The organism is Streptacidiphilus pinicola, assembly GCF_003258295.1.
In the GTDB taxonomy this organism is placed as follows: domain Bacteria; phylum Actinomycetota; class Actinomycetes; order Streptomycetales; family Streptomycetaceae; genus Streptacidiphilus; species Streptacidiphilus pinicola.
Genome location: NZ_QKYN01000040.1, coordinates 62419 through 84594 on the forward strand (window position 1 = coordinate 62419; position 22176 = coordinate 84594).

14 protein-coding genes are annotated in these 22176 nt (G+C 72.1%); 4 read left to right on the plus strand and 10 right to left on the minus strand.

The window, feature by feature from the left end; translation table 11 throughout:
• Positions 1-31: 31 nt before the first annotated feature.
• On the minus strand, positions 32-931 hold the full coding sequence (locus DN069_RS11280; protein WP_111500776.1) for a LysR family transcriptional regulator: 900 nt from the start codon (positions 929-931) through the stop codon (positions 32-34).
• A 121-nt stretch (positions 932-1052) separates the two neighbouring features.
• Between DN069_RS11280 and DN069_RS11285 the strand changes: the two genes are divergently transcribed.
• Both DN069_RS11285 and DN069_RS11290 read left to right on the plus strand, forming a co-directional pair.
• Positions 1053-2045, plus strand: a complete 993-nt coding sequence (locus tag DN069_RS11285; RefSeq protein ID WP_111500777.1) for an aldo/keto reductase — start codon at positions 1053-1055, stop codon at positions 2043-2045.
• A gap of 39 nt (positions 2046-2084) precedes the next feature.
• Positions 2085-4298 carry a beta-galactosidase gene (locus DN069_RS11290; protein ID WP_111500778.1) on the plus strand — a complete coding sequence of 738 codons (2214 nt, stop codon included), beginning with the start codon at positions 2085-2087 and terminating at the stop codon, positions 4296-4298.
• 19 nt (positions 4299-4317) lie between these two features.
• Here the strand turns inward: DN069_RS11290 and DN069_RS11295 are convergent, their stop codons facing one another.
• The 6 genes from DN069_RS11295 to DN069_RS11320 all read right to left on the minus strand — a co-directional run bounded on the left by DN069_RS11295 (position 4318) and on the right by DN069_RS11320 (position 10844).
• Positions 4318-5130 carry a carbohydrate ABC transporter permease gene (locus tag DN069_RS11295; protein ID WP_243639094.1) on the minus strand — a complete coding sequence of 271 codons (813 nt, stop codon included), beginning with the start codon at positions 5128-5130 and terminating at the stop codon, positions 4318-4320.
• Complete coding sequence (locus DN069_RS11300; RefSeq protein WP_111500780.1) at positions 5127-6047, minus strand: carbohydrate ABC transporter permease; 921 nt, start codon at positions 6045-6047, stop codon at positions 5127-5129. The genes DN069_RS11295 and DN069_RS11300 overlap by 4 nt, the downstream gene beginning before the upstream one ends.
• Before the next feature lie 12 nt (positions 6048-6059).
• Positions 6060-7448: an ABC transporter substrate-binding protein gene (locus DN069_RS11305; RefSeq protein WP_111500781.1), complete on the minus strand. Its 1389-nt coding sequence runs from the start codon at positions 7446-7448 to the stop codon at positions 6060-6062.
• 179 nt (positions 7449-7627) lie between these two features.
• Positions 7628-8572, minus strand: coding sequence for a carbohydrate ABC transporter permease (locus tag DN069_RS11310; protein WP_207892121.1), 945 nt, complete (start codon positions 8570-8572; stop codon positions 7628-7630).
• Complete coding sequence (locus tag DN069_RS11315) at positions 8569-9477, minus strand: carbohydrate ABC transporter permease (RefSeq protein WP_111500783.1); 909 nt, start codon at positions 9475-9477, stop codon at positions 8569-8571. Before DN069_RS11315 ends, DN069_RS11310 begins: the two co-directional genes overlap by 4 nt.
• An 8-nt stretch (positions 9478-9485) precedes the next feature.
• The gene (locus DN069_RS11320) at positions 9486-10844 is read right to left on the minus strand and encodes an ABC transporter substrate-binding protein (protein WP_111500784.1); all 1359 of its coding nucleotides are present in this window, start codon (positions 10842-10844) and stop codon (positions 9486-9488) included.
• 328 nt (positions 10845-11172) lie between these two features.
• On the opposite strand from DN069_RS11320, the gene DN069_RS11325 reads away from it, so the two are divergent.
• A complete protein-coding gene (locus tag DN069_RS11325) occupies positions 11173-13455 on the plus strand; it encodes a beta-galactosidase (RefSeq protein ID WP_111500785.1) in 2283 nt (760 codons plus the stop codon).
• A gap of 48 nt (positions 13456-13503) precedes the next feature.
• Complete coding sequence (locus DN069_RS11330; protein ID WP_243639095.1) at positions 13504-15669, plus strand: ROK family protein; 2166 nt, start codon at positions 13504-13506, stop codon at positions 15667-15669.
• Between the two features lie 19 nt (positions 15670-15688).
• Here DN069_RS11330 and DN069_RS11335 read toward each other — a convergent pair whose 3' ends face one another.
• The 3 genes from DN069_RS11335 to DN069_RS11345 form a co-directional block, all read right to left on the minus strand.
• On the minus strand, positions 15689-16894 hold the full coding sequence (locus DN069_RS11335) for an ROK family transcriptional regulator (RefSeq protein WP_243639097.1): 1206 nt from the start codon (positions 16892-16894) through the stop codon (positions 15689-15691).
• Positions 16895-17013: 119 nt separating this feature from the next.
• Positions 17014-20178, minus strand: a complete 3165-nt coding sequence (locus tag DN069_RS11340; RefSeq protein ID WP_111500787.1) for an alpha-mannosidase — start codon at positions 20176-20178, stop codon at positions 17014-17016.
• Positions 20171-22165 carry a DUF2264 domain-containing protein gene (locus DN069_RS11345; protein ID WP_111500788.1) on the minus strand — a complete coding sequence of 665 codons (1995 nt, stop codon included), beginning with the start codon at positions 22163-22165 and terminating at the stop codon, positions 20171-20173. Before DN069_RS11345 ends, DN069_RS11340 begins: the two co-directional genes overlap by 8 nt.
• Between the last annotated feature and the right edge of the window lie 11 nt (positions 22166-22176).

Here is a 22176-nt window from a genome sequence, read left to right on the forward strand (position 1 = left end):
CACGTGATGAACTCTCGGCGGAAGCCGAGCGTCATGGCCGTGGAGCCGCGGAGACCCTGGCCGCAAGGAGATCCATCAGCACCCGGGCCGCCGGACTGGTCGCTTCCGGAACCGGCAGGAGCGCCGCGGCCTCGTAGGCCACACCGCCGTTGCCCTGCAGGGTCAGCGCAGCGAGGCGGGGGCGCTTGGACGCGAAGTGTCGCGGCACGACGGCGACGCCGAGCCCTTCGTCCACCAGGTCGAGCAGGCCGTGGACGTCGTTGACCTCCAGGGCGACAGTTCGCCGCATCCCCACGTCTGCGAAGACCGCGTCCGTGACGCGCCGCGGACCCCAGTCCGGATGGAAGTCGACGAACACCTCTCCGTCGAGGTCCGCGGGCACCGGATCCGTCCCCGCCTGCGCCAGCCGATGGTCGGGATGGCACAGCACGATCATCGGTTGGCTGCTCAGCGGTACCGCGCGCAGCTGGTCCGGTTCTCCTTGGGTGCGGTAGCCGAGGGCCACGTCGAGGCGGCCCGCCGCCACCGCGGTCGTCAGCGCGGCCGAGCCGGACTGCCGCAGGCGTATCTCCACCTGCGGGCAGCGTTGCCGGAACCGCGCCAGCAGCCCCGCGAGGTGGATGCCGGGGATGCACTGTTCCGCGCCCAGCGTCAGGGTGCCGCGCAACACGCCCTGCACGGCGGCGACGGCCTCGCGCGCCGCGCGCTCCTGCGCGAGGATCCGCTCGGCCTCGACGAGCAGTGCCCGGCCGGCTTCGGTGAGTCGCACGCCCCTGGTCGAGCGCACGAACAGCGCGGCCTGCAGCTCGCGTTCCAGCGCGCGGATGGACGCCGAGAGCCCCGACTGGGAGATCGTGAGCCGCTCTGCCGCCCGCGTGAAATGCCGTTCTTCGGCGACCGAAACGAAGTGATGAAGCTGGCGCATCTCCATGACCGAGAAGCGTAACTACTGAATCCGATCGCTTTCTCCTGTTGGACTAGACCTCTCGCGATGCGACAGGGTGAGTGACCACCCCGGGAGCCCTGTCCGTCCACCCGTGCTTGGAGTCGCGTTGTACCTCGCCCACCCCGACCGCTACCAGGGCATGACCTACCGGCGTGTGGGACGCAGTGGCCTGCACCTGCCCGCCATCTCGCTCGGCCTGTGGCAGAACTTCGGCCCCAGCCGCCCGGCCGAGACGCAGCGGGCGATCCTGCGCCGCGCGTTCGACCTCGGCATCACCCACTTCGACCTCGCCGACAACTACGGGCCGCCCGGCGGGGCCGCCGAAACCGCGCTCGGCGAGGCGCTCAGGGCGGACTTCACGCACCACCGCGACGAACTGGTGATCTCCACGAAGGCCGGATACCGGATGTGGCCCGGCCCGTACGGGGAGTGGGGATCGCGCAAGCACGTTCTGTCCTCGCTCGGCCAGTGCCTGGGCCGGCTGGGCGTGGACTACGTCGACATCTTCTACTCGCACCGCTACGACCCCGACACGCCGTTGGCGGAGACCATGGGCGCACTGCACAGCGCGGTGCAGCAGGGCAAGGCGCTGTACGTCGGCGTCTCCAACTACCCGCCGGAGCAGACCCGCGAAGCCGCTCGCATCCTCGACGAGCTGGGCACGCCGCTGCTGATCCACCAGCCCAAGTACTCGATGGTGGACCGCGGCCCGCAGGAGGGCGGCCTGCTCGACACCCTCGACGAGCTCGGGGTCGGGTCCATCGTCTTCTCCCCGCTGGAGCAGGGTCTGCTGACCGACCGCTACCTCGACGGTGTCCCGCACGGCTCCCGGGCCGCCGACCAGGGCTCGCCGCTGCACAGTGACCGGCTCACCGAGGAGCTGGTGTCGACGCTGCGCGACCTGAACGACATCGCCAAGTCGCGTGGTCAGAGCCTGGCCCAGATGGCACTCGCCTGGGTCCTGCGCGGCGGCCGGGTCACCTCCGCCCTGGTGGGCGCGAGCAGCCCGGAGCAGTTGGAGGACAACGTCGCCGCCGTCCGCAACCTCGACTTCGACCCGGACGAGCTGACCCGGATCGACGCCCTGATCCACGCCTGATCCAGCCTTCCCACCCCCACCCGAGAGAGGCCACGGACCATGTTCACGCGACCGAGAAGGGCCCGCGCGTCCGCGCCCCGGCACCGAGCGCGGAAGTTCCTGATACCGGTTCCGGCGGCACTGTTCGCCGGCCTCCTCGTGGTCGGGGCCGCACTCGCCGCCCCGCTCCTCGGGGCGAACGCCGCGACCACGACCCCCACCTCGACCCACGCGAACGCGACGACCGCGGCAAGCAGCACGCTGTGGTCCACCCAGCTCAAGTGGGACGACAACGGCACCGCGTGGTCCGCGGCGAGCTTCGCCGCGCTCAAGGCCAAGGGGCTGACCCAGGCCGAGATCGACATGTCCTGGAACACCGTCGAGCCCGCCCAGAACACCTTCAACTACACCGAGCTGGACCAGGAGATCGCCAACGCGAACGCCGCCGGCATCCACCTGGTCCTGATCTTCTGGTACTCCGGCTGGAACGGCAGCCCTGCCTCCTGGGTCACCAGCCACGAGACCACCGCCTCCGGCGCCCAGAGCGCCACCCCCGTCTGGTGGGACCCCACCGACGAACCCGCCTACCTCACCTACGTCACCGACACCGTCAAACACGTTGCCGGCGAGGCCGGATACGGCGGCAGCATCCTCGACTACGGCCGACTCGACTCCGTCTGGGACAGCACCGTCAGCGGCCAGGTCGACGGCTGGGCCCAGGCCGACGTCAACGAGTTCCACAACGTCTACCTGCCCCAGACGTACACCAGCATCGGCGCGTTCAACAGCGCCAACAAGACCTCCTACACCACGTTCGCGCAGGTCCCCGCCGCCACACCCGGACAGCCGCTGGCGAGCGTCTACCAGCTCTTCCGTGAGTGGAGCGTCCAGCAGGTCTACGGGCAGCTGACCGCCGACGTGCGCGCGGTCTCCGCGTCGACGCCGCTCTACTACTACTTCGGCGGCCACGTCGGAAACTTCGCGAACTACGAGAACGTCCCCGAGGTGTTCTTCGCGCTCGCCAAGAAGTACGGCGTGACCGTCATCCAGGACTGCTCGGAGTCCACCGGCATCGACCTGCTCTTCGCCGCCCTCGGCCGCGCCTACGGCGTGAACGTCGCCACCGAGTGGACGGCGCCGAGCGACAGCACGCAGCTGGCCGCGCAGGCGGTGCAGTGGATCGGCAACTACCCGATGATGCTGCCCGAGGGCGGCGGCACCGACTTCTTCATCCACGACGGCACCCAGAAGGACACCGTCGCCTACCCCATCTACACCGCCTGGCTGGCGAACCTCAAGGGCCTGTCCGGGTCCTACCCGCAGCAGCCCGTCGCGGTCTACCTCGACGACTCCCTCGCCTACGGCAACACCTCCGGCGGTGCCCTGGGCGCGCCCGAGAACAGCATCGCCTCCCTCTGGGACGGCTACCAGGCCGGGTTCTCCGTCGTCACCAGCGAGGAGGTCGACACCGGCGTCGTCAAGCTCTCCCAGTACCAGGCGGTCCTGCCGATCAACGGCGTCGACGGAAACCTGACGGCGTACAAGAACGGCGGAGGCCACCTGCTGACGGCCTCCTCGCAGCTGTCCGGCTACGCCCCGGCCTACGCCACGCTGGCGAGCAGCGGCGTCCTGCAGATCGTCCCGGTCGTCGACGCCGCGAAGACCGGCGCACAGCTGACGCTCGCGGACATCAGCTCCTCCACCGCCTACAGCGGCGCGGTCACCGTCCACCCGGCCGGTCTCGGGCTGGCCTCCGGCACCTACCACCTCGTCGACGCGACCGGTAAGGCGATGGCTCAGGAGGCGGTCTCCGGCGGCATCTGCGCCTCGGCGAACGTGGCGGCGGCCTCGCTCGCCGAGTGGTCGGTGGTGGCCGGGGCCGCACCCGCGGGTACCCCCACGCCCGCGGGCTGCGGCACCGGCACCCCGCCCTCGTGCGGCGCGCTGACCGCGAACCAGCAGCTGGCCGCCGGTGCGTCGGTCGCCTCCTGCAACGGCACCTACCGCCTCACCCTGCAGAGCGACGGCAACCTGGTGCTGTACAAGAGCGGCACCGCGCTGTGGTCCTCGGGCACCACCAACTCCGGCGCGACCCACGCCACGATGCAGGGTGACGGCAACCTGGTGCTCGCCACGAGCGCGGGCACGGCCGTCTGGTCGACGAAGACCGCCGGGAACACCGGCGCCTACCTCGACGTGCAGAACGACGGCAACACCGTGCTCTACAGCGCGGCCGGGGCCTCGCTCTGGTCCACCGGCACCGCTGGGAAGTAAGGCCGGTCAGCGGACCGGCTCAGCCCTTGACCGCGCCGGTCAGCCCGTTGACGAAGGAGCGCTGCAGGAAGACGAAGAGCAGCACCACCGGGATCACGATGATCAGCGAGGCGGCCATCAGCGTGTTCTGCTGCGGGTTCGCCGAGGAGCTGAGGTCCTGCAGTCCGAGCGGCAGGGTGTAGGTGGCCGGGTCGCCGAGCGAGACCCGCGCCAGCACGAACTCGTTCCAGGTGGGGATCGCGGTCAGCAGGGCCAGGGTGACCAGGGCCGGGCGCACCGCGGGGAGGTACACCGAGACGAAGGTGCGCGCCTCCCCCGCTCCGTCCATCCGGGCGGCCTCGCGCAGTTCGCGCGGGACCGCCCGGAAGGCGTTGGTCAGCAGCATCACGGCGAGCGGCGCGGTGGCGTTGATGCCGGGCAGGATCAGCCCGGTGCGGGTGCCCAGCAGGCCCAGCCTGTTCTGCAGGATCACCAGCGGCAGCAGCATGGTGATGCCGGGGACGAACAGCAGGGCCACGAAGCAGCCGTAGAGGAGCCGCCGCCCGGGGAAGCGCAGCGCGCCGAAGGAGTAGCCGGCCAGTGAGTAGACCGCCAGCGCGCCGACGGTGGTGGCCACGGTGACGGCCAGGCTGTTGCCGAAGTAGCGCAGGAAGTGCAGCTGCGTCCAGGTCTGCGCGAGCGTGCCCAGGGTGGGGTGGCGGGGTATCAGGTGGCCGCCGCCGAGCATCTCCTTGGTGCCCTGCAGGGCACCGGAGACCATCCACAGGAACGGGTACGCGCTGACCAGCCCGTACAGTCCGAGCAGCAGATGCACCACGACGCGTCTGGTCATGCGCGGCTGCGCAAGGCTCGGACGTTGACGGCGGACAGCAGCAAGGCGACGACGAAGAGCAGCCATCCGAGCGCACTGGCAAGACCGAGCGTGGGCCGGAACTGGTTGGCGAAGGACAGGTCGTACGCCTCCAGACCGAGCACCGTGGTGTGCCCGCCCGGTCCGCCGTTCGTCATCACCAGGAAGAGCTGGAAGCCCTGCAGCGCGTCGCGCATGCCGAGCATCACCACGGCCGCGGTGATCGGCCGCAGCATCGGCCACACCACGGCGGTCATCGTGCGCGCCCCGCCCGCGCCGTCGACGGCGGCGGCGTCCAGCACCGAGGTGTCCAGGGCCTGCAGCGCGGTCAGGTAGAGCAGGGTGGCCACCGGGACCGCCGACCAGGCCGTGACGACGATCAGGGTGGGCAGAGCGGTGGCGGGGTTGCCGAGGAAGCCCTGCGGTTGGGCGAGCGAGCCGAGCCCCAGGTGCCGCAGCAGGAAGTTGACGGAGCCGTCCGGCGCAAGGGCGTAGGTCCAGGCGTAGTAGACGGCGATGCCGGCAGTGACGTACGGCAGGAAGAAGACCGTGCGGTAGAGGGCGCGCAGTCGGCCGATCCGGTTCAGCAGGACGGCGAGCGGGAGGCCCATGACGACGGCGAACGCGGGTGCGGCGACCATCACCACCCCGGTGCGCAACGCCGCCGACCGGACGGCGGGCGCGAGAACGGGGTCCCGGTAGAGCAGGTCGAGGTAGTTGCCGAGGCCGACCCAGGTCCAGTGGCGGCTGAAGCCGTTCCAGCGGGCGAAACTGAGCGTGAGTCCGTAGCCGATCGTGTAGACGCCCATCACCAGGAAGAGGGCGACAGCCGGCAGCACGAAGGCGTAGCCGGTCAGCGCCTCGCGGACGCGGCGGGCTGTCGGGGCGGGCAGGGCCATGGCACGGTCACCTCACTTCCAGTCGTCGGTGGTCAGCGTGCCGAGCTGCCGGGCGGCGGCCGCGGCGGTCGACTCCCGCAGCGGGGAGAGCCGCACCAGGACGTCGCCCAGCTGCTCGTCGTCCTCGGCCGGGGGCTTGAAGGTGGTGTCGTTCGGCGTGTAGGTGTCAGGGCCGGGTGGGCCGAAGGCCTGCTCCAACGCGGCGGCCTGGGGGCCGACCACGTTCGCGGTGGCGGCGCCCAGATCGGTGGCGGGCAGGTCGAGCGAGGCGCGGGCGAAGGCGGCGGCCTGCTGCGGGGACGTCAGGAAGCGGATCCAGGCCAGCGCGGCGGCCTTGTGCGGGCTGCTGGTGGTGACGGTGAGGCCCGTCAGCGCGATCGGCGCGAGCCTGAGGGTACGGGCCGCTCCGCCGGCGGGTGCCGGGACGGGGAAGGCCACGACCTGGTCCGCCCGCATGCCGTCCTGTCGCACGGAAGCGAGAGTGAAGGTGCCGCCGAGGTCGAAGGCGGCCTTGCCTTGGGCGAAAGCGCGGTCCGCGTCGTCGATGCCGAGCGACTGGGTGCCGGGCTGCCAGTAGGGGGTGATCTGGTCGTAGAGCCGAAGCACCGCCTGCCCGTCCGGTCCGGCCCAGTCGGTGTCCGGGTTCTTGCCGAAGAGCGCGTGGTAGCGCTGGGCGCCGAGGTCCGCGTAGGCGAGGGGCTCCAGCAGCCACTGGAATGCGGTGGAGCTGGTCCGCAGCCCGACCGTCAGTCCGCCGTGTCGTGGGTCGTGCCGGTGGACGGCGGCCAGCCAGGCGACGAACTGCTGCCAGGTGGTGGGCGGGTGGGCCGGGTCGAGCCCGGCGGCGGTCAGCTGCGCGCGGTCGGCGTAGACGATGCCGAAGGTGCCTGCGGTGAGCGGCACGCTGAAAAGCTGGCCGACGCGCACGCCGGGGTCGGTGGCCTGGGGCGCGAGGGAGGCCTGCTGAACAGCCGGGGTGATCCGGCCCGCCTCGGCGGTGCCGGGCAGGAAGGCGGCGAGCTGGGCGGAAGTGAAGTCCTTGGACAGGTCGTCGGCGATCTGCGCGCCGCCCAAGGTCCGGTCCTCGCCGCCCGCGTGCACCTCGATCACGTCGGCCAGCTGCCCGGTGGCGGCGGCACTCTCCAGTTTGCTGCTGAACGCGTCGTCCGGGGTGTACGCGGTGATCGTCACGGTGACGCCGGTCTGTCGCCTGAACGCGGCGGCGGCCTGTTCGAGCGCGGCCACATGGGTCTGCTTGAACGTCCACATGGTGAGGGTGTCCGCCGGCTCCACCCGGGTGCGTCCGGGGGCGAGCGAGCCCGTGCCGCAGCCCGTGGCGGCGAACGCGGTCGCGAGAGCGAGCGCGAGGGCCGCGAGCCGGGTCGGGCGGGGGCGGTGCATCCGGTCGGTTCTCCGCACATGGGTGAGCTGCTGCCGAGGCCAAGGTGATCGCGACCCTAAGAGGCGAAGATTCAGCAGGTCAAGGATGTGCGGACCGTGAGCGGGGGCTGTGGGAGAACGATGAGGGCTGCCGAGTGCTCGGCAGCCCTCGTCCTCGTCCCAGCCGGTCGTCCCGGTCCCTACTCCTCCGCGGCCACCGCCGCGGCGGGCGCGTTGCCCACCCCGGCCGAGCCGGTCGCCGCGCCGCCGGCGACGCCCTCGACCAAGTGGCGCTGCAGGACGGCGAAGACGACCAGGATCGGTGCGGCGACGATCACCGTCGCCGCGGCGATCAGCGGCCACTGCGTGGTGTGCTCGCCGAAAAAGCCGTACAGACCCCGGGTGACCGGCCACAGGGTGGAGTCGCTGAGCATGATCAGCGGCAGGATCAGGTTGTTCCAGGAGGCCACGAAACCGAAGATGGCGAAGGTGGCCAGGGCCGGCTTCATCTGCGGCAGGATGATGGTGAAGACGAAGCGGAAGTAGCCACAGCCGTCCATCGCCGCCGCCTCGTCCAACTCCCGTGGGATGGTCTTGATGTAGCCCACGAAGAAGAAGAACCCGGCGCCGGTCAGCGAGGTCAGGATCAGGTAGCCGACCTGGTTGTCGTACAGCCCCAGCTTCTGCGCCTCACCGAACAGCGGGATCAGACCGGCGGGCAGGAACCCGGAGAAGACGAAGAAGCCGTAGAGCAGGTTGGAACGGCGGAACCAGCCCCGGGAGATGGGGAAGGCCAGGAACACGCCGAGGATCAGCGTGAGGACGTCCGGGACCACCGCGTAAAGCAGCGAGTTGACCATCTCGGTGCCGAAGTCGCCCTGGCTCCACGCCGCGCTGAAGTTGCTCAGCGTCCACGGGTGCGGCAGTCCGGTCGGGTCCTTGAGGAACGACGGGTAGGTCTTGAACGCCTGCAGCAGCAGGTAGACCAGCGGCAGCGCGAACAGGCCCGCCGAGACGGCGAAGCAGAGCAACTGGACGCCGCTCAGCCGCAGCCCGCGGATCAACCACCGCCGCCGGGCTGCCCGTTGGGCATCGGTCCGCACGGGGGTGTCCCGTAGCAGTCGTGCGGTCTGCGTCGTGGTCACAGCGACACCTCCCGTCGCCGCAGCGCCCACAGCAGCACGCCGCCGATCACCGCGGTCAGCACGAACTGGACCATCGCCAGCATGGAGCCGAGGCCGAGGTCGGGGTTGACCCCGAAGGCCGTGTTGAACATGAACATCCCCAGCGTCTGGGTGTGGTACTGGCCCTGGGTGAGCACCAGGATCAGGGCATACTCGCCCAGGCTGCCCATCACCGTCAGAAAGACGTTGACGGTGGTGGAGGGGGCCAGCAGCGGCCAGGTGATCTTCCAGAAGCGCCGGATCGCCCCGGCGCCGTCCAGCGAGGCGGCCTCGTAGACCTCCGGCGGGATGCGCCGCAGGCCGGCGATGTAGACCAGCATCGTGTAGCCGGAGAACATCCAGACGTTGACCAGGACGATCAGCCAGATCGCCAGGTTGGAGTCGCCGAGGAAGGAGCTGTAGCCGCCGATCACCGAGTGGTAGACGGCCTCGGCCGGGCCGCTGCTCGGGTCGAGCAGCAGCGAGAAGAGGACGCCGACGATGGTGACCGAGAAGACCTGCGGCATGAAGATCAGCGCTCGGTACAGGCCGTAGCCGAAGCGCCGGCGCTGCAGCAGCAGCGCCAGGCCCAGCCCGAGGCCGATCTGCAGCACCGTCACCCCGCCCACGTACTCGAGCGTGGTGACGACGGCCTGGGAGAGCTGCGAGTAGTTGCTGGTGAACATGTCCCGGTAGTTGCACAGCCCGCAGAAGGTCATCGGCGTGCCGGGCAGCCCCGAGTAGGTGGTGAAGGAGTAGTAGACGGTGGCCAGCGAGGGGTAGAGCCCGAAGACCAGCCAGCCGAGGCTGGGGACCGCGACGGAGAGCCAGGGGATCCAGCGCCTGGTCCGCCGGGTGCCGAAGGGGCAGGTGGTGGACGACGACACAGATGCTCCTAACCCTTGACGGCGGCCGTGTAGGCGCTCGCCGACTTGTCGAGCGCGGCGGCCAGCGGCTCGGTGCCGAAGGGCAGGGTGTCGGTGAGCGTCGGCCCGCCCGCCGGGTTGCCGTTGCCGGCGGACGGCGGCAGCCAGGGCAGGGTGGTGCCGATGAAGCCCTGGGCGGCGTGGGTGGTCAGCCAGTCCGTCCACTTCAGGCTGGGGGTGGGCACGGCCGGCTCGGTGGAGACGGAGCCGGTGGCCTTGATCCAGGCGGCGTAGTTGCTCTGCTGGGTGAAGAAGTCCAGGTACTCCAGGGCCAGCTTCCGGTGCTTGGCCCAGGTGGGCACCGCCCAGGTCAGGTCCGGGGCCAGGTCGGCCCGGTTCCAGGCAGCGTTGTCTGCGCCGGGGACGGCGAAGAAGCCGAAGTTGAGCGAGGGGTTGGCCTGGGCGATGGTGTTGCCGTCGAAGGAGCCGTCCACGAAGAAGGGGAAGTCGTCGGCCTTGGTCGCCCACACGCCGGAGGCGGTCGCGGCGGGGACGCCGCCCGCGTTGGGCTCGATGTACGACATCACCTCCTCGTAGCGCTTGGCGGCCTCCTGGTAGACCGGGCTGTTCCAGTTCTGCTGGCCGTTCCAGAACTGCTGGTCGCGCTGCATCCAGACGTTCACAGCCGAGGAGGCGGGCTGGTCCTGCATCAGCAGCTGGTTGTAGATGCCGAACCAGATGATGGACTGGTAGCCGTCCTTGCCGGCCACGAAGACCGGGCTGACGCCCTTGGACTTGAGGGTCTTCAGGTCGCCGATGAACTCGTCGAAGGTGGTGGGTACCGCGAGGCCGTACTTGGCCAGCAGGTCCTTCTTGTAGAACAGGCCGGTGTTGTTGACGTACTCGGCGGTGGTCACGCCGTAGACGCCACCCTGGTAGCCCATGGTGAACTTCTGCGTGGCCGGGTCGAAGCGCTGCATGAACGGCTGCGAACTGAGGTCCAGGAACTGCTTGTTGGCCACCAGGGCGGCCGTGCCGCTCGGCTGGATCTTCGTCGCGGCCGACGGGTACTTGGTCGGGCTCTGCGCGAACTGGGCCAGCACGTCCACGTCCTTGGAGGCCAGCAGCGAGCTCTGCAGCGCCGGCCAGGCGCCCGCGGTGGTGGGTGCGGTCTGCAGCTTGATCGTGACGCCGGGGTGGGCCTTCTCGAAAGCGGTGTCGATGGCCTGGGTCGCCTGGACGGCGGCGGGGTTCGTCCACATGGCGACCACAAGGGTGTCCGAGGACGAGCCCGCGCTGCCGCTCCCGCAGGCGGTGAGGCCGGCGGCAAGGGGAAGACAGGCTGCGACCGCCGCGAGCGGGCGGCGATGACGAAGGATTCTGGCCATGACGGCTCCTCAGGCAGAAGGGGAGGTCACGGCCGACGGCGCGGCGCGATGGGCGTCGCCATCGCGGTCCTGGAGTGCCCGAAGTCTCCGTTCCACGTTGCGGGCAGGTCAACCCTTGATGACGGGCAAAGACTTCTCTGACAGCCAAGACCGTTAACCTGGCCCGACCGAACTTACGTCACCGCAGGTCGGCGCGGACCACACGCGGAATTCGGGGGCAGGTCTTGTCGAACGTAACACTCTTGGAGTTACGTACCCCTCACGCGCTGACGGCGCCCTGGAGAGCACGTCAACCAACCGCCCCTCGGACCCCGGGAAAGGGGAGACGATGCCGCGCACGGTTCGACGCGGAGCGATACCACTGCTCTGCTGCGCCCTCGCCACCACCGTGTTCGCCACCACCACGGCGCACGCCAGCCCGACACCCGCACCGGACCCACAGAGCAAGAAGCACGACGGCGGCAGCCCGTCGACCTACTGGGCCACCCAGTTCCAGTTCGACAACAACGGCACGCCCTGGACCACCGCGACCTTCGCGGAGCTCAAGGCCAAGGGCGTCGACCGCGCCGAGATCAACATGCCCTGGTCCAAGATCGAGCCCAGCCGCGGCACCTTCGACTTCTCCGAGCTGGACCAGGAGCTCGCCGCCGCGGCCGCCGAGGGCGTGAAGCTCGTCCCGATCTTCTGGTCCTCCGGCTGGCGCGGCAGCCCGGCGAGCTGGATCACCGACTTCGAGGTGACCAACACCGGCGCCAAGGGCGTCGCGCCCGCCTGGTGGGACCTGACCCAGCAGCAGGACTACTTCACCTACGTCACCACCACCCTGACGCACATCGCGCACAGCACGGGCTTCGGCGGCGCGTTCATGGACTACGGCCACACCGACGCGCAGTGGCTCGAGAGCTCGGGCTCGGGCGGCTGGGCGCCCGCCGACATCGCCTACTTCCGCGCGAGCTGGCTCCCGGCCACCTACGGCACGATCGCGGCGTTCAACGCCAAGAACGGCACGACGTACACCTCATTCGCGCAGGTGCCGGCCGCCGTCCCCGGCGCACCGCTGGCCGGCGTCTACCAGGCGTTCCGCGAGTGGAGCGTGCAGGACACCTACGACCGGCTCACCGCCGCCGCCCGCCGGATCACCTCCGCGCCGCTCTACTACTACTTCGGCGGGCACATCTCCAACGCGCCCCAGCTGGGCAACCTCCCCGACGTCTTCTTCTCTCTGGCGCGCAAGTACGGCGTCACCGTGGTCGAGGACGCGGCCAACTCCAACGGCCTGAGCCTGCTCTTCGGCAGCCTGGGCCGTGCCTACCGCGTCCCGGTCGCCCAGGAGTGGACGGTGACGGCCGACGACTCGCTGCTGCCGGCGGAGGCCTCGCTCTGGCTCTCCGACTACGCGATGACCCTGCCCACCGGCGGCGGTGAGGACTTCTTCATCCACGACGGCACCAGCAAGGACGTGGTCGGCTTCCCCATCTTCACCTCCTGGCTGCCGGTGCTCCAGAAGCTGTCCGGCTCCTACCCGACGCAGCCGGTGGCCGTGTACATCGACTACTCCCAGGCGCGCGGCAACACCGGCGGCGGCACCCTGAGCGGCGTGGAGAACAGCATCGGCGCGCTCTGGGCCGGCCACCAGGCCGGGTTCTCCGTGGTCACCAGCGAGGAGATCGCGAACCACGCGGACAGCCTGGCCCACTACCGCGCCGTGCTGCCGATGAACGGCGTCGACGCGAACCTGGCGGCCTACCAGAAGAACGGCGGGACGCTGCTGACCAGCCCCGCGCAGTTCGACCAGGCTGTGCCCGCCTACGCCGACCTGACCAGCCAGCACGCGCTGCAGGTCGTCCCCGCGACGGCCGCCGACCACCGCAGCGCCTCGCTCACCGTGGGCGAGGTCAACGCCTCCTTCGGCTACACCGGGTCGGTGACGCTCCATCCGAACGGGCTGAACCTCGCCCCCGGCAGCTACCACGTGGTCGACGCGCTCAGCGGCCAGGTGCCCGCGCAGGCGCTGCTCGCCGACGGCAGCGTCTGCGTGCCCGTCACCATGGGCCCGGCGCGGCTCGACCAGTGGTCGCTGCTGCCCGGCGCCGCACCGGCCGGCACCCCCGTCCCGGCCACCTGCCCGGTTACGGCGGGCGGCGCGACGAGCATCTCCGCCACGGCCGGTCAGACCGGCGGCGGCGTGAAGGTCCTCAGCGTCGGCTCCACCGGCCTGGGCGCCGACGGCAACCTCACCCTGGTCACGCAGGGCGGCCGCGCCGCCTACCAGACCTGGACGAGCGCGCAGAGCGGCGTGGGCCCGGCCAACCTCTACCTGCAGCTCGACCCGTCCAGCCAGGTGGCGAAGGCCTCGACGGTGACGGTGGACGTCACCTACTGGTCGGTGGCCGGACAGGGCTTCCAGGTGCAGTACGACGCACCCGGCAACGCCTACCTCGGCGGACCGACCGTGGCCGGCAGCGGCACCGGCAGTTGGCAGACCGCGACCGTCACGCTGACGGGCGCGCAGTTCAACGAGCTGCAGAACCTCTCCGCCGACCTGCGGCTCTCCGTCACCGATCCCAGCCAACCGCTCTATGTCAGCAACGTGACCCTGTCCGCCGGCTGACCCAGGGCCACCCGCACCGCCACCACCGTTCGAAGGGACCGCCCCACCGTGCACCACCTCCACTCCGACGCCCCCGCCACCGGCACCGTGCCGCCCGCCGACGGACGCGAGACGCTGCGGCGGTGGGCCGAGGGGGGCGGTCCCCTGGCGATCCGCGCCTCGATCGTGCTGCTCGCCGCCCAGGGGCTCTCCCCCAGCGACATCTCCCGGCAGCTCGGTGTCTCGCGGCAGACGGTCACGACCTGGAGACAGCGGTACGCCGCCGAGGGCGTCGAGGGGCTGCGGGACCGGGCCCGCGCCGGGCGGCCGGTGGAGATCGACGAGGCGGAGATCGTCGTCGGCATCCTGACGGCCCCCGCCGACGACCGGAGCTCGCGGCTGCTGGCCCGTCGGCTCGGCTGCTCGCACACCGTCATCGCGGAGACCCGCCGCCGCTGGAACCTGACCGGCAGTCACCTGGGCCTGCCCGCGATCCCGCTGCACCCCGCCCTGCCGCCGGCCGACCTGTGGACGGTGGGCCTGCATCTCGATCCGCAGTGCACCCTGCTGGTGCTGGCCGGGCGCAGCGGCCCGCCGATGCCGCCCGCGCCAGGACGGCGGGCCGACTCCTACGCGCTGTCCACCGTCAGCTCCGCCATGACGGACGCGGTGACGGTCGCGGCGCAGCTCGTGGCGGAGGTGCCCGCGCAGGGCCCGGCGCCGGAGCGCGGCGGCGCCGCCGGGTTCCTGGACTCGGTGCGGCGCGTCCATCCGCATCCGGACCTGCACATCGTCGTCCTGCGTGCGGCGTCCGGCGCGGACGACGTCACCGAACTGGGCCGGGCGCGCGGCATCTCGGTGCACCACATCCCCCGACACACGACCGAGGTCTCGTTCCTGCGCGCCGTGCTCGCCCTCGACGCCACGCGGCACCCGGAGTCCTCGACGCGGGTCCTGCTCGACCTCGCGGCGGCCCTCGCCGGGTACACCGAGAGCGGCGGGCTCTCCCGGGTCCAGTGGGTGCGCGAGCCGCTGCCGACAACGGCCGACACCCGGCTTCCGACGCCGCCCCCCGGAACGGGCCCCGCGGCCGGCGGCGGGGCCAACCACATCGACCTCGGCTCGTTCAACGAGTGCGTGGTGATCGAGACGGTCCGGCTGGCGGGCACGGTCACCCGCGGCGAGATCGCCGAACGCACCCGGCTGACCCAGCAGTCCGTCTCCCGGATCGCCCGCTCGCTGATCCAGCGCGGGCTGCTGGTCGAGGAGCGGCCACGCCACTCGTCGATCGGCAAGCCCAGCAGCCCCGTCCGGCTGCGCGACGGGGCGGCGCACGCGCTCGGCATCCACATCGACCCGAACGTGCTGACGGCCGTACTGGTCGACCTCTCCGGCCGGATCGTGGCCCGCCACGCGGAGCCGATCACGGCCGATCCGCGCCCCGGCGTGGTCGTGGGCCAGATCGCCGCCCTGGGCGAGACGGTGCTCGCGCAGGCCGGGCCCGGGCGCTGGGAGGACGGCTTCCTCGGGATCGGCGTGGCGACTCCGGGCCCGGTGGACACCGTCTCCGGGACGGTGCTGGACCCGCCGCTGATGTCGGCCCTGCGCGACGTCCCGCTGCGCACCCTGCTGGAGCGGCGCTTCTCCTGTCCGATCGTGATCGAGAAGGACTGCTCCGCGGCGGCAGTCGGCGAGCGCTGGATCGGGCGGGAGAGCCGCGCCTGCGACTTCGTCTACCTCTACCTCGGGACGGGCGTCGGCTCCGGGCTGTTCCTGAACGGCGACCTCTACCGCGGACTGACCGCCAACGCCGGCGAGTTCGGCCAGCTCTGCGCGGTGACCCTGGGCCGCTTCGACCCCGACGGGCGGCCGGAGATCCTCCCGGAGTGCAACCCCGGGAGCTACTCCGGCCAGGAGCCCTCCCGTGTGGTGGGGCGCCAGCGGACGCGGCTGACGGTCCCCCAGGCGGCGCGGGCCATCGGCAAGGGCGTGCTGTCCGTGATCGACCTGCTCGACCTCGGCCTGGTCGTCATCGGCGGCCCGTTCTTCACCGGGGACGTGGCCGACGTCTACCTCAATGAGATCGAGCACGCGGTCAACGCCTACCCGACCGCGCGGCGGCTGCGCCGCGTCCGCGTCGAACGCTCCGTCAACAGCAGTGAGGCGGTGGCGGTCGGCGCCGCCTCGACCATCTTCCACTCGACCTTCACGCCGCGGCTCCGCCGCAACCCCTGAGCGGAGCGGGCTCGCGGGGCTACTTCAGCAGCAGCGCGCCCGGCTGCGCCGACAGGGCGCCGTCCAGCACCAGCGACGCGGCCCCGACCGCGGCGACGTTCTCTCCCAAGGTGGTCGAGACGACCGCGGTCGAGTGCGTCGCCTTGACGAAGGGGCTGCTCGCGACCATCGGCTCCACCGTACGCAGCACCCGCTCGCCCAGCACCTCCCAGACGGGACCTCCGAAGACCACCGTGTCGACGTCCAGCAGCGTCGCCGCCGCGCACACGCCCCGGCCGATCCGGACCGACAGCCGCTCCAGGACGCCGTCGGCGGACGCGTCCCCCGAGGCGGACAGCTCCGCGAGGCGCCGCAGCCCGCGCTGCGCGTCCGCCGGGTTGACCACCGTGTACTCGGCGCCCAGCACGCCGAGGGCGACCGCCTCCTCCACCAGCGTCCGGGTGGAGCAGGCCGCGCCGAGGCCGCCGATCTCCCCCGCGTTGCCCGAAGTCCCGCGCAGCACTGTGTCGTCGACCACCAGGCCCATGCCGGTGCCGGTGCCGAAGTAGAAGAAGAGCAGGTTCCGGCTGGCGGTCGCGGCGCCCGTCCAGCGTTCCGCCACCACCGCCGCCGTCACGTCCTTGTCCAGCACCGCCGGCAGGCCGGTGGCCTCGCTCAGCCGGTCACGCAGCGGGTAACGGCCCCAGCCGGGCAGCTCCGGGGGGTCCACCACCCAGCCGGCGGCGGCGTCGATCGGGCCGGGCGCGGCGATGCCCAGGCCCAACACCCGGTCGCGGTCGGCGACCGAGCCGTCCAGCAGCGCGGACACGGAGGCGGCCATGTCGGCGGCGATCTTGTCGGTGTCGCCGCCGCTCGGCGTGCTCTGGCTGCGCTGGGCCACGACCGTGCCCAACAGGTCCACCACGACGCAGGTGATGACAGCCGGATCGAGATGCACGCCGACGGCGTAGAGGGAGTCCGGCACGACCTCCAGCAGCGTGCGGGGCTTGCCGCTGCCACTGCTCTGCCGACCGGACTCGCGGATCAGGCCCTGGTCGAGCAGCCGACGGGTGATGTTGGAGACGGTCTGCGGCGACAGGCCGGTGGCCTTGGCCAGCTCCACCCGGCTCAGGCCGGACGGCTGGCGCCGGATCGCGTCCAGGACCACGGACTCGTTGAAGTCCCCCACCCGCGGCAGATTGGTCCCGCGCCGGATCGGCGACTGCGCGTCGGAACCCGCCCTCATGCTCGTCAACCTGCGCCTCTTCGCCTCCGTGGACTGCCGTCCGCCCGCTGGCATGGTATGCCACGGACCCGCGGCGGAAGACGGCGCGGACCCGTCCCCCGTACCAGAACGCGTCCGGCTCACCCCGGCTCGCCGCCGTCGGCGGCCTCCGCACCTTCGGGCTGCGCCGGGCGCAGGCGCAGCGTCAGGATCTGGAAGGGCCGCAGCCGCAGGCGGAGCGCGTCGGCGCCGTCCGGCAGGACGGCCGGGCGCGGTTCGGCCGCGCCGGGCGTGCCCGGCGCGGGCTGGGGCCACGGCTGCTCCAGCAGGTCGCAGTCCCAGGCGGCGGCGAGCGGGAAGCCGGCGGTCAGGCGGGCCAGGGCCGTGCCGCCGCCCGCCTCGTAGAGGCGCACCACCACGTCGCCGCTGCGGTCGTCGGCCAGCTTGACCGACTCCACCACGACCGCGTCGTTGTCGAGCGCGACCAGCGGAGCGGCCGCCACGGCGGCGGGGCGCAGCGGCAGGGACAGCGCGTAGCCACCGGCGACGGCCTGACCGACCCCGGCTCCCGGGGCGAAGGCGTAGCTGAACCGGTGATGGCCGCGGTCGGCCTGCGGGTCGGGGCTGTGCGGGGCGCGCAGCAGCGAGAGCCGCACGGTGGTCGTGGTGCCGCCGTCCGCACGGGTGTCGCGGCGCAGGTCGTGGCCGTAGGTGGAGTCGGTGAGCAGCACGGCTCCCCAGCCGTGTTCGCCGACGTGGATCCAGCGGTGGGCCCACAGTTCGAACCGGGCGGCGTCCCAGCTGGTGTTCTCGTGGGTGGGACGGCGCACGTGGCCGAACTGGATCTCGGCGCTCTCGTGCTCGGCGTGGACGTCGATCGGCCAGGCCGCCTTGAGCACGGTGTCGCGCTCCTGCCAGTCGACCTCGTTCCGGACCGTCAACCACCCACTCTCTGCCGCGAGTTCGAGGTGCTGGATGAGGCGGGAGGCGCCGTGGGCGCGCTCGACGCGAACGGAGGCCAGCAGCGGTCCCTCGTCGACGAGGGTGACGCTCTCGGCGTGGTCGAGGTCGCGGACGGTGTCGCGGTAGTAGGAGTCGAGGTTCCAGGCCGACCAGAGGTTCGGGTCGTCGGGGTGGATCTGGAGCAGGTTGCCCGCCGTGCCAGGTGCGACGGCCTCGCGGTCGGCGGCGTGGTCATAGGCGGAGGTCACCAGGCCGCGGTGGTCGACGACGACGCGGAGCCTGCCGTTGTCCAGGACGTAGCCGCCGTCCTGCGCGCGGGCGGTGACCGGGCTCGCCGGAATCGAAGCGGTGCCGGAGCCGAGGGCGGGCGTCTCGGCCAGGACGGCGGTCCTGCCGTCCGCGAGCAGTTGGCCGCCGGCCACCGCCTGGCCCGGATGGAGGAAGGCGACCTCGCGGCGTGGCAGCGGCCCGCTGTTCAGGAACCCCGGACCGCCCGGCAGCTGCGCCACCGCGTCGGCGACGATCTCCTCCAGCTCCCCGTGGATCTCCCCGTACTCGCGCTCGGCCTGCTGGTGCACCCAGGCGATGGACGAGCCGGGCAGGATGTCGTGGAACTGGTTGAGCAGCACCCGCTGCCACAGGCGTTCAAGCCGCTCGTAGGGGTAGGCGGCGCCGGCACGGACGGCCGCGGTCGCGGCCCACAGCTCAGCCTCGCGCAGCAGCGCCTCGGCGCGGCGGTTGCCGCGCTTGGTGCGGGCCTGGCTGGTGTAGGTGCCGCGGTGGTTCTCCAGGTACAGCTCCCCCCGCCAGACCGGGAGCCGCTCGTGCTCGGCCGCCGCCGCGGCGAAGAAGGCGTCCGGCGACTCGACCACCACGCGGGGCGAGCCCTCCAGGTCCCGCAGACGGCGGGCCTTCTCCAGCATCGAGGGGGTGGGCCCGCCACCGCCGTCACCGTGGCCGAACGGCGCGAGCGACCGCGAGGCCACCCCCTTCTCGGCGAAGTTACGTTCGGCGTGGGCGAGTTCGGCGCCGGTCAGTTCTGCGTTGTAGCTGTCGACGGGCGGGAAGTGGGTGAAGACGCGGGAGCCGTCGATGCCCTCCCAGGCGAAGGTGTGGTGCGGCAGCCGGTTGGTCTCGTTCCAGGAGAGCTTCTGGGTGAGGAACCAGCGTGCCCCGGCGAGTCTGGCCAGTTGCGGGTAGGCGGCGGTGTAGCCGAAGGAGTCGGGCAGCCAGACGCCGGGCTGGTCGATACCGAACTCCTCGGTGAAGAAGCGGCGGCCATACACCAGTTGGCGGGCCAACGCCTCCCCGCCCGGCAGGTTGCCGTCGGCCTCGACCCACATGCCGCCGACGGGCGCCCAGGTGCCCGCGGCGACGGCCTTGCGGATGCGCGCGAAGACCTCCGGGTGCTGCTCTTTCATCCACGCGTACTGCTGCGCCGAGGAACAGGCGAAGACGAGTTCCGGATACTCCTGGGCGAGGGTGGTGATGTTGGTGAAGGTGCGGGCGCACTTGCGCACGGTCTCGCGCACCGGCCACAGCCAGGCGGAGTCGATGTGGGCGTGCCCGACCGCCGCGACGGTGTGCGCGGAGGCGTGCGCGGGCTGGGCGAGCACTTGCGCCAGCCGGGCGCGGGCGGCCGCGGCGGTGCCGGGGACGTCGCCAGGATCGACGGCGTCGGCGGCGCGGCGCAGCGCGTGCAGGATCTCGTGGCGCCGGGTGGAGTGCTCGGGCAGTTCGTGCATCAGCTCGTCGAGCACCTCGACGTCGTGGATCAGCTGCCAGACCTCCTCCTCCCGCACGGCGATCTCGGCCTGGCCGAGGCGGTAGAGGTGCTCGGTGCCGGCCGTCTCGCGCGAGCCGTAGTGGGTGTTGCGGCCGGCGCTGCCCACGATCCAGGGGTTGGCGGCGAGTTCCACCAGCAGCTCGACGTCCTCGCCCGCGGTGGCGGAGCAGCTGAGCAGCACGCTGCGGTGGTAGGGGTGCAGGCCCTGCATCGGTGAGCCGTTGGCGTCGTGGATCAGGCCCTCGGCCTGGCCGCCGGGGCCGCGGCTGAGGTCGAAGCCGAGGTCGAAGACGGCCTCGACACGGCGGCCCGCCCACTCCTCGGGGATCCGCGCCCGCGCCCGCAGCCAGGTCGTCGACCAGGGGCCGCCCCAGCTGGAGCCGAGCGCGAAGGGCTGGTAGTCGGCCGTCAACGCCTCGGCGACGGGCACGGGTTCCCCCTCGACCTGCCAGGCGCTCAGCGTCAGCGGGCGGGGGTGGCTGTGGAGGGCGGGGCGGATCACCCGGTCCAGCAGCTTGCGGATCCGGGTCTCGATGATCCGGCGGTCGTCATGCACGGGGGAGGTCCTTCCAGGGGTCCTGCGCGGGGGCCGGATCGGCGTCGGGGGCGGGCAGACGGAAGCCGTCGCGCGTGCCGTCGGGCCAGAGGACGTCCACCAGCAGGTCGGCGCCCTCGGCTCGGGTGGCGACCTCGGGCAGGGCGGCGGGGTCGGTTCCGCCGAGGTGGACGAGGGCGACGTAGGCGGTGCCGTGGGCGACACGGCCCTCGGTCGCCACGACGGGCGTCGCGGAGGAGGCACCCATCGCGTTGCTGTCCCGGCCGGGCACGACGGCGGCGCGCGGCAGTCCGTGGACGCCGGTGACGAGCGAGACGAGTTCACCGGTCGCGACGCGCGCGGTGGCCCTGCCTGCCACGCAGGTCAACGCGTCGGGCGCGTCCCCGGCCAGGGCCCAGCCGCCGATCCGGAGCGGACAGCCTGCTGATCCCCCGTCACCGGCCGGGTCCACCCGCACGGCCCGCACCTCGACGGAGCCGCGCAGCGCGGAGCCGACGGTGATCCACGGCCCGAGGCGGTACTCGGTGTCTGGGCCGCCGAAGACGTCCCAGGAGGCGTCGTCGGGCCAGTGCGCGCGGGAGCGGGAGACGGCGGTGGCGCCGTCGACCGACAGCCGGGTGGACGGACGCCGGTGGGAGGCGCGGCCGTCGGCGTCGAGCAGGACCACGGCGTTGTCGAGTGGATCGGCGTCCGGGCAGGAGCCGGGGCCCGGGCTGGCGTCGCCGGGGGTCTCCGGGGCGGTGTGGGTGGAGTAGGCGAAGCGGGCGTAGCAGGGGTCGTCGGAGTGGAGCCGGGCCGGGTCGGCGTGGTCGCCGCCGTGGTGGACGACGCGCACCACGCCGTCGGCGGCGGTCCCGGAGACCAGCCAGCCGGGCGCGGTCAGCGCGCGGGTGAAGTCGGCCTGCTCGACGGGGAGTCGGGTGGCCTCCTCGGTCCAGACCGGGTGGTCCGGCGGCAGCGCGAGGCCGATGAAGCCCTTGCTGGCCCAGTAGGGCGAGGCGGGCCCGGAGTAGCCCTGCAGGACGCCCCGGTAGGGGCGGTGCCAGCCCAGGGTGAGCAGGCCGTGCTCGTCGGTGGCGCCGTGGCGGGTGAAGTGGTCGAGCATGCGGCTCGCGATCGCCCGGGTCTCCCCCGGGGCCAGTGGGGTGGCGTCGAAGAGCGCGCCGGTCCACAGCGGGGCCAGCGCGGCGTGCCGGTAGGTGAGTGAGCGCCCCTGGACCAGCGGCGAGCCGTTGGCGCCGACCAGCAGCTGCTGGTCCGCCAGGAAGCGGCGCAGTCTGGCCCGGTAGCGGTCGAGCAGCCCGGCGGGGGCGGCGTCGCCGAGGATGCGGCAGAACCACAGCGGGTACAGGTGCATGGCCCAGCCGTTGTAGTGGTCGAAGTTGCGGCGCTCCGCTCCGGTCAGCCCGTCGGAGTACCAGCCCTCCCCCGCGTACCAGCCATCGGTGAGCGCGATCGTGCGGTCCAGGTCCTGCTGGAGCCACTCGCCTCCGGCGGTGCGGGCGAACGCCTCGGTGACGCCCTGGAACCAGATCCAGTTGTTGCCCGGCATCAGGGTCCCGACCATCGGCGCGAGCCAGTCCAGCACCTGCCGGCGGACCTTGTCGTCGAGCCGGTCCCAGATGAAGGGCCGGGTCTCGTGCAGGGCGAGCGCGATAGAGGCGGCCTCGACCTTCGCCTGGTTGGCCTCGGCGAAGGTCGGCCAGCGCTCGGGGCTCGCCGGGTCGGTGCCGACGGCCAGCCCGGCCGCGTACCAGCCGGCCAGGTCGTGCGGGTCGGCCCCGCCCGTGCCCGCCAGCCGGAACGCGGCCAGCAGGAAGGTGCGGGCGAAGCCTTCCAGGCCGTCGCTGTGCGCGCCGTTGAGGCTCGGCACGCCGGGCAGCCCGATCAGGGCGTGCCCGGCGGTCGCGTACGGTCGCACGGCCAACAGCATCCGGTCCGCGGTCCGCTCCCAGTGGGCGCGGTCCTCGGCGGGCGTGCGGCTCATGGTGGGTCCTC

Coding starts and splice junctions, on each gene's coding strand:
- DN069_RS11280 (WP_111500776.1), bottom strand. CDS start 931: ATGGAGATGCGCCAGCTTCATCACTTCGTTTCGGTCGCCGAAGAACGG.
- DN069_RS11290 (WP_111500778.1), top strand. CDS start 2,085: ATGTTCACGCGACCGAGAAGGGCCCGCGCGTCCGCGCCCCGGCACCGA.
- DN069_RS11295 (WP_243639094.1), bottom strand. CDS start 5,130: ATGACCAGACGCGTCGTGGTGCATCTGCTGCTCGGACTGTACGGGCTG.
- DN069_RS11300 (WP_111500780.1), bottom strand. CDS start 6,047: ATGGCCCTGCCCGCCCCGACAGCCCGCCGCGTCCGCGAGGCGCTGACC.
- DN069_RS11305 (WP_111500781.1), bottom strand. CDS start 7,448: ATGCACCGCCCCCGCCCGACCCGGCTCGCGGCCCTCGCGCTCGCTCTC.
- DN069_RS11320 (WP_111500784.1), bottom strand. CDS start 10,844: ATGGCCAGAATCCTTCGTCATCGCCGCCCGCTCGCGGCGGTCGCAGCC.
- DN069_RS11325 (WP_111500785.1), top strand. CDS start 11,173: ATGCCGCGCACGGTTCGACGCGGAGCGATACCACTGCTCTGCTGCGCC.
- DN069_RS11335 (WP_243639097.1), bottom strand. CDS start 16,894: ATGAGGGCGGGTTCCGACGCGCAGTCGCCGATCCGGCGCGGGACCAAT.
- DN069_RS11345 (WP_111500788.1), bottom strand. CDS start 22,165: ATGAGCCGCACGCCCGCCGAGGACCGCGCCCACTGGGAGCGGACCGCG.